The organism is Acinetobacter ursingii DSM 16037 = CIP 107286 (assembly GCF_000368825.1).
In the GTDB taxonomy this organism is placed as follows: Bacteria; Pseudomonadota; Gammaproteobacteria; order Pseudomonadales; family Moraxellaceae; genus Acinetobacter; species Acinetobacter ursingii.
Genome location: NZ_KB849717.1, coordinates 855,836 through 871,704, shown reverse-complemented (window position 1 = coordinate 871,704; position 15,869 = coordinate 855,836). Strand labels below are relative to the sequence as shown.

Here is a 15,869-nt window from a genome sequence, read left to right as displayed (position 1 = left end):
GAGATAGGCTCATGGAAAAAATCGTCGTGGTTGGAGCAGGTCAGGCAGCAGGTTGGGCGGTCAGTACTTTGCGTCAGGAAGGGTATCGTGGTGAAATTCATGTGGTGTCCAATGAACATCAGATTTTCTATGAACGCCCACCGCTTTCTAAACAAGTGCTTTCCAAAGAAGCCAGTTATGACAGCCTAAATCTGTTTTCTCCTGAACAAATTGATGCTTTTTCAGTGCAATGGCACAAGCCTGATCTAGCCACACAAATTGATCGCAATCACAAACTGGTCATTTTGGAAAGCGGCAAGATTTTACCTTATGACAAATTATTAATTGCAACAGGTAGTCGGGCACGTGTACCTGTGAATACGTGGAAAGAAATTTCGAATGTCGTAACTTTGCGTGACGTTCAAGACTGCGAACGTTTGGCAGATTTACTGGAACATGCAAATTCTATTGCAATTATTGGTGGCGGTTGGATCGGCCTTGAAATTGCTGCAACAGCGCGTAAGCAAGGCAAGGCAGTACATGTTTTTGAATATGCTGATCGCTTATGTGGTCGTAGTGTGAGTCCTGAAGTTTCAGCTTTCTTAAAAGATATCCATGAACAACAAGGTACGCAAATTCATCTGGACAGTAAAAATTTGCACCTGATTGAAAGTTCAGATCAAACCATTCAAGTACTGAATCATCCGCAGACTGCACAGGTTTTTGATTGTGTAGTGGTGGGCGCAGGTGCCGAGATTGCCAAAGAATTGGGTGTAGATGCAGGTCTTGATGTGAAAGATGGCATCGTGGTCAATTGTTATGGTCAAACGTCTGATGCTGATATCTATGCAGCAGGTGATGTTGCCATTCACCCTGTTTTAGGTTACTGCATCCAATCTTGGGCAAATGCACAAAATCAAGCGATTGCTGCGGCAAAATCAATGTTGGGTGTCGCCACTGAATATGTCGATATTCCGTGGTTATGGTCAGATCAGTATCACTTTAATATCCAGATTTTAGGGACTTATCAACCACAGTTAAACCCGAAATTGGTCATCCGTCAAAGCAGTCCTACACAAGTTAGCTATTTATATTTGGATGAACAAAGCCGTCTGATCAATATGATCGCGGTCAACGATTCCAAGCTCGTCAAACTGGCCAAACGCTGGATTCAAAGCGGTACAGTGTTGAACCCAGAACAATTAACCGATCCTGAATTTAATGTCATGAAGCTAAAACCCTAATAACGCTTTCAGACCTCTAGCCAGAACAATCATTTTAGATCTTTAGCCAGATCGAAGGAACGCTTGCATGTTAAATGATGTAGATGAAAAAAAAGGATTCAAACACTGGATACCCGCATTTGTCCTAATGGCCTGTGTCGTACTGGCATTTTTTGACAAGATTAGTATTGCAGTTTTGTTCTCAGATCCACATTTTCAGGATGCGATGGGAATTGCACAGGATAAAGCCAAGTTGGGCTGGTTAATGACCAGTTTTCTACTGGCATATGGTTTTTCATCTATATTCCTGAGTTTTCTAGGGGATATTTTCAATCCCAAGAAAATGTTGTTCTGGAGCGTGGCCTCATGGGGCGTTCTAATGTTGATCATGGGCTTTACTACGCATTATGGCAGTATGCTGTTCTTACGTGTTTTATTGGGCATAGCTGAAGGGCCATTATTTGCATTGGCTTATGCGATTGTGAAACAAACCTACACAGATCGTCAGCAAGCACGTGCCTCTACCATGTTTTTACTGGGTACACCCATTGGTGCCTTTTTAGGATTTCCGATCACTGCGGCTGTCTTGGCTAAACACGACTGGCATACCACTTTCTTTGTAATGGCTGCAATGACTTTATTGGTCTTGGTCTTTGTGGTGGTTGGACTGCGTAACTTAGAACTACGCAAAACTATTGAGATCGAAGATTCAAGCAAACGTATCAATTTTAAGGGTCATCTTCGTAATACTAAATTGTTATTACAAAACAGCGCGTTCTGGCTGGTCTGTATCTTCAATATCGCTTTAATGACTTATCTCTGGGGCCTAAACAGCTGGGTGCCATCTTATCTGATTCAGGACAAAGGCTTTAATTTAAAAGAGTTTGGTTTTTATTCAAGCCTACCGTTTATTGCCATGCTCGTGGGTGAGGTGATTGGGGCTGTATTCTCCGACAAGCTTGGTAAACGCGCAGTACAGGTGTTTGGTGGCTTACTGGTCGCAGGTATCTCATTGTACGTCATGGTGTTAATGACCAATCCGCTTCTTATTATTTTGGCCATGTCGATCAGCTCAATGGCATGGGGTTTCGGTGTAGCTGCGGTATTTGCTTTGTTGGCGCGTGTCACTACAGCAGATGTCGGGGCGACAGCAGGCGGTATTTTTAATGGTTTAGCAAACTTTGCCAGTGCGATTGCGCCAGTATTGATTGGCATGATTGTGATGCAAACGGGCAGCTTTAATTTGGGAATCACGTTCTTGGCAGTGGTGGCTATCGTGGGTTCCTTTTTCCTTACACCATTACTCAAACGTTACTAATTATAGTTTTCATTTTAATCAGGAGTAAGACATGAGCACTCAACAATTTGAATCATGGACGCAACCCGAAGGTGCGAGCTTAGAAGAATGGTTAAACACCCGTATTGCACGTTTTGAAACTCGCAAATATGACTTTAACGCACTGAAATTTCAGGCAGATTATGATCCGAAATATCGCCGTGCCCAAATGCGCTACATGGGCACAGGTGCAACAGGTGTTTCCAATGATAACAACACTGTTCCTGCTGAAAACTTTACGTTTTCTACGATGGTTTTACCGCCACAGTGTGAAGGGCCTTTGCATATTCACCATGATGTTGAAGAAGTGTTCTTTATGTTGCGTGGTGAAATTGATTTGTTCATTGAGCATAACGGTGAAAAGTTCAGTACGCGTTTAAAAGAACGTGATCTGATTTCAATTCCACCTGGAATCTATCGTGGATTATTTAATCCTGGTCAAGAAGATGCCTTGATGTGTGTGATGTTAGGAACAGGTAAACCAACCATTCCAAACTATCCACCTGAGCATCCACTTTCTCAAATTAAACGTAACTAAATGGATTGAATCTGAGTTGCAAAAAGAGGTTTGAACTCTGATTGTGGCCTTAAAGGAAAATGATGATGACACTTGTTGAAACTCTACAACAATTTCCAGTGAAATCTGTCGAGATCGATGGACACAAGCAAAGCTATCGTGAAGCAGGCACTGGAGAGCATTATCTGGTGTTATTACATGGCATTAGCTCTGGATCAGGGTCGTGGGTTAAACAACTGCAAGATTTAAGTCATCATTTTCATATTATTGCATGGGACGCACCCGGTTATGGTTCGTCCGATGCTTTAACCACTTTGCAGCCGAATGCTGAAGATTATGCACAGCGTTTGGCAGGCTTATTTGAACATTTAAAGATTAAAAAGGCGATTGTGGTTGGACATTCACTGGGTGCATTACAAGCAAGTGCTTTTGCGCGACGTTATCCAGATGATGTCGAAACACTCATTCTTGCCAATGTCGCACAGGGTTATCAGCGTTATCCCGTTGAACAACAAGCCGAAGTTTATAACAAAAGACCAAAAATGCTGGCAGAACTTGGAAATCAGGGTTTAGCGCAAAGTCGTGGACCACATTTAACTTATTTGAAGAAACCTCAAACGCTTGAACTGATTGGACAGGTCATGCAAAACCTGAATTTGGGAGGTTTTACCCAAGCTTCTTATTTGTTGGCTCACGATGAAATTCGTAATTATTTAACAGATTTGGCGGTGCCATGCGTGATGGTTTCAGGACTGAACGACAGTATTACACCGCCGCAAGCCATTGCAGCTTTGGCAAAGGAAATCCAGTGCCAAAACTATATTGAAATTGGTGAAGCAGGACATTTGAGCTATGTCGATCAACCTACAATTTTTAACGACATTATTGTGTCTGCACAGCAGCATTGAAACGAGAGAGAATATATGAGCTTCCAAGTAGAAGGAAAAGTAGCGGTTGTCACAGGTGGCTCTTCTGGCATCGGATTGGCTGCGGTTGAGATTTTAGTCGCAGAAGGCGCGAAAGTGGCGTGGTGCGGGAGAGATGAACAGCGTCTTGTAGAATCAAAGCTTTATATTTTAGAAAAATATCCACATGCCCATGTTTTTACACAGGTTTGCAACGTATTGGATAAAGAAGATGTCAAAAACTTTGCTCATACAGTGAAACAGCATTTGGGCAATGTCGATATGTTGATTAACAACGCAGGTCAAGGACGAGTTTCTACTTTTGAAAATACGCAAGATGAAGACTGGATGAAAGAAATTGAACTGAAATATTTTAGTGTCTTACATCCCATTCGTGCCTTTTTGGTTGATTTAAAAAACTCAGCAATTGGCTCTGTAACCAATGTCAATTCATTACTGGCTTTGCAACCTGAACCGCACATGATCGCGACTTCATCGGCACGTGCGGCTTTGCTGAATCTGACTCATTCACTGGCACATGAATTTATTCAATACAACGTTCGTGTTAATTCAATTTTATTAGGCATGGTCGAATCGGCACAGTGGAAACGCCGCTATGAAACACGTTCAGATCCAAATCAATCATGGCAAGACTGGACAGCCAATATCGCAAAAAAACGTGGCATTCCAATGGCGCGTTTAGGCAAACCCGAAGAACCAGCTCGTGCATTAGTGTTTTTAGCCTCACCGCTTGCTTCTTATACCACAGGCTCGACCATTGATGTGTCTGGTGGTTTTAACAAACATTTATAAGGTGAATGCAATGAAACAATTGATGATGATTGGTTTTGGCGCAATGGCCTCGGAAGTATATGCACATTTGCCACATGATCTTGAATTGAAATGGATTGTGGTACCTGAACGTAGTGTTGAAAACGTCAAGCAAAAAGTAAATTCAAACATTCAGGTGATTTCTGATGTCAATCAATGTGATGGCACACCAGATTATGTGATTGAAGTGGCGGGTCAGGCCGCAGTAAAAGAACATGCCAAAAAAGTACTGGAAAATGGTTGGACCATTGGTTTGATCTCTGTGGGTACTTTGGCAGATAGCGAAATTTTTACCGAACTTCAGCAAACGGCGGAACAAAATGGCGCGCACTTACACCTATTGGCAGGTGCAATTGCAGGCATAGATGGTATTGCCGCTGCAAAAGAAGGTGGACTTGAAAAAGTCACTTATAAAGGTTGTAAAAGCCCCAACAGTTGGCGTGGTAGTTATGCCGAGCAATTGATTGATTTGGATCAAGTACAAAAAGCCACCGTATTTTATCGTGGGACAGCACGTGAAGCTGCATTGAATTTTCCTGCCAATGCCAATGTAGCTGCAACTATCGCGCTGGCGGGTGTAGGCATGGATAACACCATCGTAGAACTAACTGTAGATCCAGAAACGACCCAGAACAAACATATCATTGTTGCCGAAGGCCGTTTTGGGCAAATGACGATTGAAATGGTCGGTGTTCCGCTTGCATCTAACCCTAAAACATCAACATTGGCAGCACTTAGCGTGATTCGTGCTTGTCGCAATAGTGTTGAAGCCATTCAGATTTAACAAGGATTACTATCATGGTTAAGGAACTTTATATTGCGGGTGAATGGCGTTTGGGTCGCGGTCATGTGATTCAAAGTACATTTCCAGCAGACAATTCAGTAAATGCCGAAATTTCTACAGCAAGTCCTGAAGATATTGAAGAAGCGATTGCCAAAGCAGATCAGGCTTGGCGCGCACCTGAATGGCGTAATCGTATGCCCCATGAACGTGCCAAAATTTTATATAAAGTCGCGGATATTATTGAAGCACGAGTGAATGAGTTATCTCAATTACAAACCCGTGATAATGGTAAGCCTTTGGCAGAAACCCGTGGTTTAGTCTTAAGCGCAGCTGCGACAGCCCGTTATGTGGCGGCTGCCTGTGAAACTCTCAATGATGAATTGACCACTCAACGTGCGCCAGATTTTATGACCTTCAGTGTGCATGAACCTGTCGGTGTCGTGGCTGCGATTACTCCATGGAATTCACCCATTGCCAGTGAAGTACAAAAACTGGCTCCTGCTTTGGCAGGTGGAAATGCGGTGATTTTAAAACCTGCTGAAGCCACTTCACTGATCGCACTGGAATTAGCAAAGATTTTTGAAGAAGCGGGTTTACCTAAAGGCCTATTGAGCGTCTTAGTGGGGAAAGGTTCGGTCGTCGGTGATGCCATTGTGAAGCATCCATTAGTTCGAAAGATCTCTTTTACAGGTGGAACCACAACAGGACGCCATTTGGCACACATTGCAGCAGATAAACTGATTACCACATCTTTAGAGTTAGGTGGTAAGTCGCCAACGATTGTGCTCCCAGATGCGGATATAGAGCTTGCTGCAAAAGGGATTGCATACGGCATTTTTAGTTCTGCGGGACAAGCGTGTATTGCAGGTTCTCGTTTGTTTATTCATAGCAGTATTTACGATCAGTTCCTCACACGTCTGGTGGAAATTACCAAAGGCTTACGGGTTGGGCATCCTGAACAAAAAGATGTGCATATGGGGTCTCTGATCAATCAGGCGCATTTACAGTCTGTCGATCGTTATGTACAACTCGCCAAGCAAGAAGGTGGTGAAGTTTTGACAGGTGGCGAAGCATTGACAACAGGTGAATTTGCCAAAGGTAGTTTTTATTTGCCGACCATTATTACTGGATTGAAAAATCAGGCAAAAGTATGCCAAGAAGAAATTTTTGGCCCTGTGTTAGTGGTCATGAAATATGACAATGAGCAAGATTTAATTCAGCAAGCCAATGACAGTTGTTTTGGTTTGGCGGCAGGTATTTGGACTGAAAGTTATCGTAAGGCGTGGCGGATTTCTCGTGCGCTTGAAGTGGGTACAGTATGGATTAATACCTACAAGAAATTTTCAATTTCAGCGCCATTCGGTGGTTTTAAAGATAGTGGTATTGGACGTGAAAAAGGACGTTTGGGAATTTTGTCTTATATGCAGCAAAAAAGCATTTATATGGGATTAAGTGACCAGCCAAATGCATGGTGTGACTGATCATTAAAGCCCAAGATGTTTTAAACGATTTAACCATTTCAATGGATATTAAACAGAATTTAGAGGAAGATTTTCATGACTGAACGTGTCAATGTGGGTGAAGCAATTGCTCGCTTATTAGAAGAACATGATGTAAATAGCATTTATGGCGTGATCTCCATTCATAACTTGCCGATTGCTGATGCTGTGGGTCGCCGTGAAAAAATCCGCTTTGTGGCGGCGCGAGGTGAAGCGGGTGCAGTCACTATGGCCGATGCACATGCGCGATTTAAAGGTTTGGGTGTTGCTTTAACCAGTACGGGTGCAGGTGCAGGCAATGCCGTGGGTTCCTTGATTGAAGCCATGAATGCAGCCAGTCCTGTGTTGCATTTAACAGGTCAAGTGGAACGGGAATATTTGGATCGTGATGCCAGTTTTATTCATGAAACCAAAGATCAGCTCACTTTCTTACGTGCTTCGAGCAAAGCTGCATTTCGCATTACCAGTCCAGATAACGCGATTGGGGTCATTCGTGAAGCGATTCGTGTCGCTACAACTGTCCCAATGGGACCTGTCAGTGTTGAATTACCAATCGATGTGCAAGCAGCAGAAATTGATTTACCGTTGGATTTAAGTCCAGTGAAAGCGATGCAACTGCCTGTGGTAGATGAAACTCAGGTTCAGTTATTGGTTGATCAAATCAAGCAAGCTAAACGTCCAGTATTTTGGATTGGTGGCGGTGCATTAAATAGTGTGGATGAAATCAAGGCGATTGCAGATTTGGGTATTCCTGTGGTGTCCTCCACCCATGGTCGCGGTATTTTACCCGATGCACACCCACGTAGCTTAGGTGCATTTCATAACTCGGCTAAAGTCGAAGAACTATTAAAAAATGCTGACTTATTAGTCGTGGTGGGTTCTCGTCTACGCAGTAACGAAACCAAAACTTATTCGGTTCAGTTCCCCGAAAATATCGTTCAGATTGATGCCAATCCTGTCGCACAACAACGTAATTACAAAATTCGTCATTTCATTTGTTCGGATGCTAAAGATATTTTGTCGCGTAGTTTGATTCAACTTAATGGTGTTTCGAAAGTTGATGCTGACTATGATCAAGCCATTGTTGATGCTAAAAATGCTGCGGTCGATGCACTACGTAAACAGCTTGATCAATACGCATTGATTTGTGATCACTTACGTGCGGCTTTACCTGAAGATGGTATTTTTGTCCGCGATATTACGATGTCGGGAAGTACATGGGGCAGCCGCTTATTTCCTGTACAAGCACCAAATCGAAATATTCACTCATTGGCAGGGGCAATCGGTTTAGGTTTAGCGCATGCGATTGGTTCAAGTATCGCTAATCCAGACAAAAAAGTAGTCGGTCTGGTCGGTGATGGTGGTTTGATGCTAGGTATCGGTGAAATCGCAACGATGGCGCAGGAAAATACCGATATGGTACTCATGATCATGAACGACGGTGGTTATGGTGTAATGCGCGGTATTCAAAATAACTACTTTGGTGGTCGCCAGTATTTTAATGAGTTACATACCCCAGATTATCAAAAACTGGGGGAGTCGATGGGCGTTAAAAGCTGGAAAGTGGGCAGTGCAGATGAGTTTAAAGTCGCGATCCAAGAAGCCATCGATTTTAACGGCCCTGCGGTCATCGAACTCGATATGCATTCTATTGGTCCGTTAAACTTTGCGGGTCCACCACAGAAAAAACTCTATTAAGTTTAAGAGATATTGAATTTCAAAACCTTATAGCAGCATTATTGTGATCTGGCGTTACTTAGGTGCTAAGGCACCTAAGTAAACAACTAAAAATGGTGATGAATAATATGCCATGAGCTAAGGATTGCTCTCGCTTCAAATAGGATCACCAAATTTTTTTAGGTAAAAATCAAAATAAACAAAGTTTTATATATAAAACATGAGTTGTTATTTTTCACTATCAGCTCGTGGCTAAATATTGGGAAGCGATGATGAAAAAAAGTGTAGTTTCAACAATAAGTGTTTCAATTTTCTGCGTAGGTGTTTCGACTGGCTCTTGGGCAGAGGCATCACCACTGGAGTGGAAAAATGAAGATGGTACAGCTTCATTTAAAGTGGGTGGGGTGATTCGCGTGCAGGATCGCTATGAAAGCTGGCCACAAAGTTTCAATCGTGGAATGGGCAAGTTGGACTTTGATGTCCTACGACTTGATCTTAAGGGAACGTATGATGATTTTTATTTAAATTCAAGTTTTTTATTGCAGGATCAAGAATTTACCTCTATAGAAAAAGCCTATGTAGGATATAAGCTCAATCCTCACAATAGTTTGGAGGCAGGTTTCGTCTACAAACCATTTACTATTTATCCTTATCCGCAAAATGGCTGGACATATCATTTGCCGTTCTTTTTAGGCTATGGCAACAACATTGCCCCTGGCTTGAACTGGAATTATGATGACAAAAATTGGGATATTAAACTGGGTTATTATCCAAGCATGCTTGAAACCAATATGCGTTATTCCCCAGAAAGCGGCTCTTATGATGATCTGAAAAATACTTTTCCAAATCAGAAAGGCTATCAAAATGAAAAACAAAATCAGGTCAATGCCCGTGTGGTTAAAAAGTTTGATACGACGCTAGGCAAGCAAGAAGTTGGATTATCAGGGGCTATTTCACAACTGCATAATAAAATCACAGATGATGATGGAAAATATTATGCTTTAGGTCTTCATGCCAATAGCAATCTTAATCGCTGGAACATTCAGGGCTCCATCATTCACTATCAATACGATGCCAAAAATCCAGAAGGTGTTGACGATCGTATGACTTTAATGGGAACCAATGGTTTAACACCTTCTTATTTAATTGCTTCTGAAGGGACTGTTTCGAGTCTCAATGTCTCTTATACCTTGCCAATCAAGGATATGTGGAAACTTAAAGCGATTAAATTCTATAACGACTTTAGTTATCTGGATAAAACACATACAGATTGGTCAGCGTCACAGATGAATACCACAGGCATGATGTTTATTGCATCTCCGTTTATGGTCTGGGCAGATTATACTTGGGGAAAAAATGCCAATATTATTGGAGGTTCGACCAATAGTACGGGTTATACCACAGCAACTTCCTTGAATAGTGATAAATGGCTGTATCGGGTTAATTTAAACTTTGGCTTTAGTTTTTAATTCTTTTATTTCGTTTGTCGCCATAAAATCCAAGAGCGGTTTTATGGCTTTTTAAATACTGGATGATCTCAAATTCATCATACAACATTAAATTGATTGACTGGTTTTTAACATATGAACCGTATCGTAATGCGCCAACCATTCACGATGAATGACCTGAAATTCCTGTTTTTGCCAGAAATATTCAGCCGCAGGTAAAAAGGGGTGAGTATGCAAATAAAAATGTCGAATATTTTGTCGTTGCGCATATTCAAATAAAGCATGGCAAAGTTGCGATGCTAAACCTTGTCGGCGATATTCGGGCTGTATAAATAGTTTAACCACCTCGACAACTTTCAACGGTAAGTCCAAATTAAAACGATGGTTATAAGCTCGATAAGCCACCATGCCAATAATTGTGTGCTTATCTTTGACCACGAAGCAAGCGCCTTGCGGGTGTTCAAGATAAGTTTGGCTGAAATGAGTCAGATCATGAGGCAGTTCAGATTGATAAACTTCTGGAAAAAGAAGTTGGCGTGTATAAATCGCAAATTGAGTGGCTTGAGGCACATCTGCTGGTTGTAAAAGTTCGATGTCTAAAGCCATGAATAGTCTGGCACTACAATGGTTTTGTCCTGAATCATGGCCTCATGAAATTCAACATCATAGACACTTTTTAAAAAGACAGGATCCGTCAGGCGTTGCCGAGATTCAGGTCGAATAATTTCATGTTGACGCATAAAAAACAGTTCGTCTGCAAATAAAAATGCCAGATTAGGATCATGCATGATGGCAATCACGGTATAGTTTTGACGAGAAAGTTGACGTAATTTTTTCATCAAATAAGACTGATAATAGACATCGAGATGATTCGTTGGCTCATCCAGTAAAATCACTTTGGGTGCTTGTACTAATATTCGAGCGATCATCACCAATTGTCGTTCACCGCCCGAAAGCTCAGTATACGCCTGATGTTTTAAATGGCCGATATCTAGCTCTTCCAATGCCTGATCGACCAGATATTCATCCTGTTTGGTGGGGTAAAAATGACTAAACGCAGCACGGCCTGTCAAAACGACATCTTTGACTTTAAAGGGAAAAACGGTTTTGTGAAATTGTGGTAAAAAGCCTAAAAGTTCGGCACGACGTTTGCCTTTATACTGATCTAAACGTTTGCTTTTATATAAAATACTGCCACATTGTAAAGGTTCCAGACCTGCCATGAGTCTAAACAAGGTCGATTTACCACAGCCATTACGCCCCAAGATCACTGAAAACTGATGTTCAGCAAATGAGAGATCGATATTTTTAAGCACCTGTTTTTGCCCATAAGCAAAGTTAAGCTGATGAATATGGATCATGACCAGTTCATCCGTTGGCTTTTCATGAGCAGCAAAAAGAAAGGTGCGCCAAGCAGCATGGTAAAAATTCCAATTGGGATTTCAAAGCTCAATAAAACACGTGAGAAATTATCAATCAATAATAAAAAACAGCCGCCCAATATCATATTACAGGGAATGGTTGCACGATGATCAGGCCCGACTAGTATTCTCACAATGTGGGGCATAAATAAACCATATAAACTAATAATCCCTGCGGCAGCCACAGAAGCAGAGGTGCATAAGGTGACCAATCCAATCAGCAAGATTTGTTCCCATTTTGGATCGATGCCCACCGCTTGGGCTTCTTCTGTACCGAGTGCGAGCAAATTGAGTCGCCAACGCATTAAAAATAAGCCCAGAAGTCCGATACAAATAGGCAATACTGCATATTGTACTTTATTCCAATTGGCTTGATGCAAATTACCCATCGTCCATTGCACAATGGCCTGTAATTTAAATGGATCACTAATATATTGAATGATGGTTAATCCTGCCAAAAACAGCCCTGAAACAATCATGCCTGCCAAAATAATCATGACCAAAGAGGTTTGTTGTTCCTGTTTTTGATAGGCAAATAAATAAGTCAGAAGTACCGCAGCAATACCAAAAATAAACGCCAATAAATTAGGTGAATTTAAGTTAAAAGACAACGCCAGTGCCGCACCAAATGCTGCTCCAGAAGAAATACCGAGTACATAAGAATCCACCAGTGGATTTCGAAATAAAGCCTGTAAACCATTGCCTGCGGTCGCCAGTGCGGCACCGACCATAAAGGTGAGTAAAATTCTGGGTAGGCGCACATTCCAAAGAATATTCTGCATCAGAGCATATTGTTCAGGAGCAATATAGCTTCCACCAAACAAACTTTGCCAGAACCAGAGCAGATAATCCTGATAACCTAAAATATGACTAGGCCCAATTAATAAGGAACAAAACAGACAAAGCACAGGTAAAACAATAAAGCCAGTATATCGAATGACAGGATTTAATTGGGTGATGGATTCAAGACGCATCATCTTCATGGGAGTGATCAATTTCATGGGGCATTCAGGGCTTGTGCTGCTTTTGAACCATACAACATACTCAGTACTTGATATTGGGTTTCTTTCATGTTGTCAGATGATTGCACGTCAGTATAAATGTGGTGATGTAAATAAAGTGCAGTCAACACGATTTTGATGGTATGAGGATTATAGATAAAAGCAGGGCTTAAATTAAAAACTCTACGCCGTTGAACAGACTTCAGCGTTTGTAATTCAGGGCGTTGATAAATCAACTGCGGATCGGTATTCCAAAGCACGATATTATCAGGATTCCATTCAATCAAGGTTTCTGGGTTGACGTTGGGTTGATTGGTTTTCGTCGACACAATATTTTTCGCACCAGCCAATTCGATAAAATCATTGGTAATCGATTGAGTTCCTGATGTCGAAAAAATACGACCGCCCGACCATGCATAATAAATAGTTTGCTGATGGGGTTGTTTTGCAGTATTACGCTGAATCTCCGTTATTTTTTGATCTGAATATTGCAGTATCGTTTTTGCACGGACTGTTGCATCGGTTAAAATCGCAATGTTTGATAATTCTTCTTTGACCTGAGCATAAGTCGAAGATTCCATAATATAAACTGCAATGCCTAACTTGCGCAGAAGGGCAATGGTCTGTTTTTCTCCTCCACCCATAATGACTAAATCAGGTTGTAGCATTAATAGACTTTCGATATTGGTCGCATTATTGCCTTGAGAGGGGCTCTGAATCTGTTTGGCCTGAATGCGTCGGTCTAAAACAGAATATGCGTGATATAACATTGGCTGTTGATAAATTTCCGCAGGAATTCCGACAATTTTATTGCCCTGATTGAGCATATATAAACCATCACAACTCGACTCAAATAAACACACCACACGTTGGGCAGGATGCTCCAACGTAACACGATAACCCGAAGAATCAACAACACTAAGACGAGAATGTGATGGTGTGGTTTGAACTGATTGAGTCTCTAATTGTGGTTTTTGCTCTGTAATGTCTCGGGGCTGACAGGCTGTCAATGTGATTCCCAAAAGTACACAAATGCTGAACATGACAACTTTTGGGAATGAAAAATGTGACAAAATCAAATCAGAACGTCCATTGTACCGAGAGTGACGCATTTAACGGATCACCTGGCTGGATCCACAGATCACTATAACTTTCAACATAGTAGGTTTTATCAAACACGTTGTTAATATTGAATTGATAACGTAACTGGCTATTCGGTTCATAATACGCATTTAAATTGACCAAGGTGTAATCGGGTAATTCAAAGCCTGTGCTTTGTGTCCCATTACGTTTCCCAACATACTGTACATTTGCCCCAACACCTGCTTTTTTTATAGCCTGTTGTAAAAGCACATAATCTAATGCCAGATTACCACTATGGCGAGGAATATTATTGAGCGGAGTTCCTTTGGCAATGGTTGTATCTTTATGAATCTGTGCATCGGTATAAGCATAGTTTGCCATTAAATGCAGTTGATCTGTGAGTTGACTTTGCAGATCTACCTCAATGCCCCGACTTAATGCTTCACCTGCGGCATACTGATAATTTGCATCGCTTGGATTGGTGGTGAGCACATTTCGTTTTTTCATGTGAAATAATGCCAGACTCAATAAGGATGTGTCATTAAACTGATATTTACTTCCGATTTCATAACTTTCACCTTTTTCAGGTGCAAACACTTGTCCATTGGCATCTGTACCACTGTTCATGGCGAAAGAGTGTCCATAATTCGTATAGAACGACAACTGCTCATTCCATTTATAATTTATACCCGCACGAGGCGAGGCCTGATGAAAGGTTTTATCGGTAGAAGTATTGGCTTTGTAATTATCTAAAGACTGTTTGACTTGGTCGAAACGTGTACCAACTAAAAGACTCCATTGATCATCGAAGAACATTTGATCCTGAAGATTTAAAGCAAAATAGTCCTGTTGTTCACGGGTATTGGTTTGCAGCCCCATATTGGGTAAATACACGCCATATTGAGGATGATAGACATTGATCTGATTGACACAGTATCTTGCGCCTGAATATTTATAATCACAACGTAGCTGATATTGGTCAGAAGTCAATTGACCTGCTTCAGTACTGATCAGGATCTCATGACGCGCCCAGTCTGTATTCAACTTACCTAAAAGCTCAGCCTGTGCGAGGAGATCTTTGGTGAAATAATCACGGTAACGACGTTGACGATTTAAAGTTTCACCATCTGGTTCAAAAGATTTAGGTTCAGTGGAAAAGCCTTTCATCAATCCTTGTTTATAACTGACGGCACTATTGAGTTTCCATTCATCATTTAATTCATGCGCCAAACGCAGTTGATAAAACTGATCATTCAATTTCATATCGCCATCGTCTGGTTCACCTGTAAAGGTTTTGGGATTCATCAGAATCTGACCTTGATAGGCACTGATCCCGCGATCAAAAGTGCCTTTTTGCTGAGTGATTTCGCTGTCAAAATCCAGTTGAGTCTGATCAGAGATTTTCCAACTTAACTGTGGTGAAAAAAACCAGCGTTCACTATTCACCTCATCACGAAAGCTTTGATTGTCTTCATGGGCAATGGCCAAACGATAAGCAAGTTGATCATTCAGTGGCGCAGTATATTCAAAACTACCACGATATTGTTGTTCGGTATTGGCACGTAAGTTGAGTTGTCCTTGCGGCTGCCATTGTGGCTTTTTTGTGGTGATATTGAGTAGACCGCCCATTTCACCACGACCGTATAGCGCGGCGGCGGGGCCTTTTAAGAAGTCCAGAGATTCAATATTGAGCATATCGCGTGGCGCACTGAGTCCACGATTTACGCTTAAGCCATTTCGGATACTGGCTGCGCCAAGATTAGGATCCGTTGCAAAACCACGAAAAGAGTAATTATCCCAAAAGCCACCGCCATAATTATTTTGTGCAAAGACACCACTGACCAGATGAATTGCATCTTCAATACGTTGACTATCTTGTTGTTTTAAAATGTCCTGTGAAAGATAGCTACGACTAAAAGGAATATCTAAAACATCATGTGAAAATTTACTTGCGGCAGAGGTGGTTTTTTCATTTTCCTGATTTTGATCAGCCTGTAGGGTGATGGTAGAAAGAACATTATTTGGAGAATCGGCCCAACTGAGACCAGAAAGAAAAGAAAAGCCAATAAATGACGACAGCAGACGATATTTATGCTGCATAAACCCCTCGATAAACATGACAAAAAACAACTTTTGAAATAATATAACATTTCAAAAATTGAAGC

Annotated in this window: 14 protein-coding genes; 9 read left to right on the top strand and 5 right to left on the bottom strand. The window is 41.5% G+C overall.

Annotated elements, in window-relative coordinates; genetic code table 11:
• The first annotated feature begins 11 nt into the window (after nucleotides 1-11).
• The 9 genes from F944_RS11620 to F944_RS11580 all read left to right on the top strand — a co-directional run bounded on the left by F944_RS11620 (nucleotide 12) and on the right by F944_RS11580 (nucleotide 10,220).
• A complete protein-coding gene (locus F944_RS11620; protein WP_004990774.1) occupies nucleotides 12-1,223 on the top strand; it encodes an NAD(P)/FAD-dependent oxidoreductase in 1,212 nt (403 codons plus the stop codon).
• A 67-nt stretch (nucleotides 1,224-1,290) separates the two neighbouring features.
• Nucleotides 1,291-2,520 carry an MFS transporter gene (locus F944_RS11615; protein WP_004990772.1) on the top strand — a complete coding sequence of 410 codons (1,230 nt, stop codon included), beginning with the start codon at nucleotides 1,291-1,293 and terminating at the stop codon, nucleotides 2,518-2,520.
• 31 nt (nucleotides 2,521-2,551) lie between these two features.
• A complete protein-coding gene (locus tag F944_RS11610) occupies nucleotides 2,552-3,076 on the top strand; it encodes a cupin domain-containing protein (protein ID WP_004990771.1) in 525 nt (174 codons plus the stop codon).
• A gap of 62 nt (nucleotides 3,077-3,138) precedes the next feature.
• Nucleotides 3,139-3,963, top strand: coding sequence for an alpha/beta fold hydrolase (locus tag F944_RS11605; RefSeq protein ID WP_004990769.1), 825 nt, complete (start codon nucleotides 3,139-3,141; stop codon nucleotides 3,961-3,963).
• Nucleotides 3,964-3,978: 15 nt separating this feature from the next.
• Nucleotides 3,979-4,773: an SDR family oxidoreductase gene (locus F944_RS11600; protein WP_004990766.1), complete on the top strand. Its 795-nt coding sequence runs from the start codon at nucleotides 3,979-3,981 to the stop codon at nucleotides 4,771-4,773.
• A 10-nt stretch (nucleotides 4,774-4,783) separates the two neighbouring features.
• Nucleotides 4,784-5,575 (top strand): aspartate dehydrogenase, encoded by a 792-nt coding sequence (locus F944_RS11595; RefSeq protein ID WP_004990762.1) that lies wholly within the window; start codon nucleotides 4,784-4,786, stop codon nucleotides 5,573-5,575.
• A 14-nt stretch (nucleotides 5,576-5,589) separates the two neighbouring features.
• Nucleotides 5,590-7,056: an aldehyde dehydrogenase gene (locus tag F944_RS11590; RefSeq protein ID WP_004990760.1), complete on the top strand. Its 1,467-nt coding sequence runs from the start codon at nucleotides 5,590-5,592 to the stop codon at nucleotides 7,054-7,056.
• 75 nt (nucleotides 7,057-7,131) lie between these two features.
• Nucleotides 7,132-8,772 (top strand): thiamine pyrophosphate-binding protein, encoded by a 1,641-nt coding sequence (locus F944_RS11585; protein WP_004990756.1) that lies wholly within the window; start codon nucleotides 7,132-7,134, stop codon nucleotides 8,770-8,772.
• A 251-nt stretch (nucleotides 8,773-9,023) separates the two neighbouring features.
• Nucleotides 9,024-10,220 (top strand): hypothetical protein, encoded by a 1,197-nt coding sequence (locus F944_RS11580; protein WP_004990754.1) that lies wholly within the window; start codon nucleotides 9,024-9,026, stop codon nucleotides 10,218-10,220.
• Between the two features lie 87 nt (nucleotides 10,221-10,307).
• Here the strand turns inward: F944_RS11580 and F944_RS11575 are convergent, their stop codons facing one another.
• From F944_RS11575 to F944_RS11555, 5 genes are read right to left on the bottom strand one after another with little or no spacing between them, the layout of a single operon-like run.
• The gene (locus F944_RS11575) at nucleotides 10,308-10,805 is read right to left on the bottom strand and encodes a GNAT family N-acetyltransferase (protein WP_004990751.1); all 498 of its coding nucleotides are present in this window, start codon (nucleotides 10,803-10,805) and stop codon (nucleotides 10,308-10,310) included.
• Nucleotides 10,796-11,560, bottom strand: a complete 765-nt coding sequence (locus tag F944_RS11570; RefSeq protein WP_004990748.1) for an ABC transporter ATP-binding protein — start codon at nucleotides 11,558-11,560, stop codon at nucleotides 10,796-10,798. Before F944_RS11570 ends, F944_RS11575 begins: the two co-directional genes overlap by 10 nt.
• On the bottom strand, nucleotides 11,557-12,594 hold the full coding sequence (locus tag F944_RS11565) for a FecCD family ABC transporter permease (RefSeq protein WP_051003650.1): 1,038 nt from the start codon (nucleotides 12,592-12,594) through the stop codon (nucleotides 11,557-11,559). Before F944_RS11565 ends, F944_RS11570 begins: the two co-directional genes overlap by 4 nt.
• A gap of 23 nt (nucleotides 12,595-12,617) precedes the next feature.
• Complete coding sequence (locus tag F944_RS11560) at nucleotides 12,618-13,733, bottom strand: ABC transporter substrate-binding protein (RefSeq protein ID WP_004990744.1); 1,116 nt, start codon at nucleotides 13,731-13,733, stop codon at nucleotides 12,618-12,620.
• The gene (locus F944_RS11555) at nucleotides 13,702-15,804 is read right to left on the bottom strand and encodes a TonB-dependent siderophore receptor (RefSeq protein ID WP_004990743.1); all 2,103 of its coding nucleotides are present in this window, start codon (nucleotides 15,802-15,804) and stop codon (nucleotides 13,702-13,704) included. The genes F944_RS11560 and F944_RS11555 overlap by 32 nt, the downstream gene beginning before the upstream one ends.
• Nucleotides 15,805-15,869 lie beyond the last annotated feature (65 nt).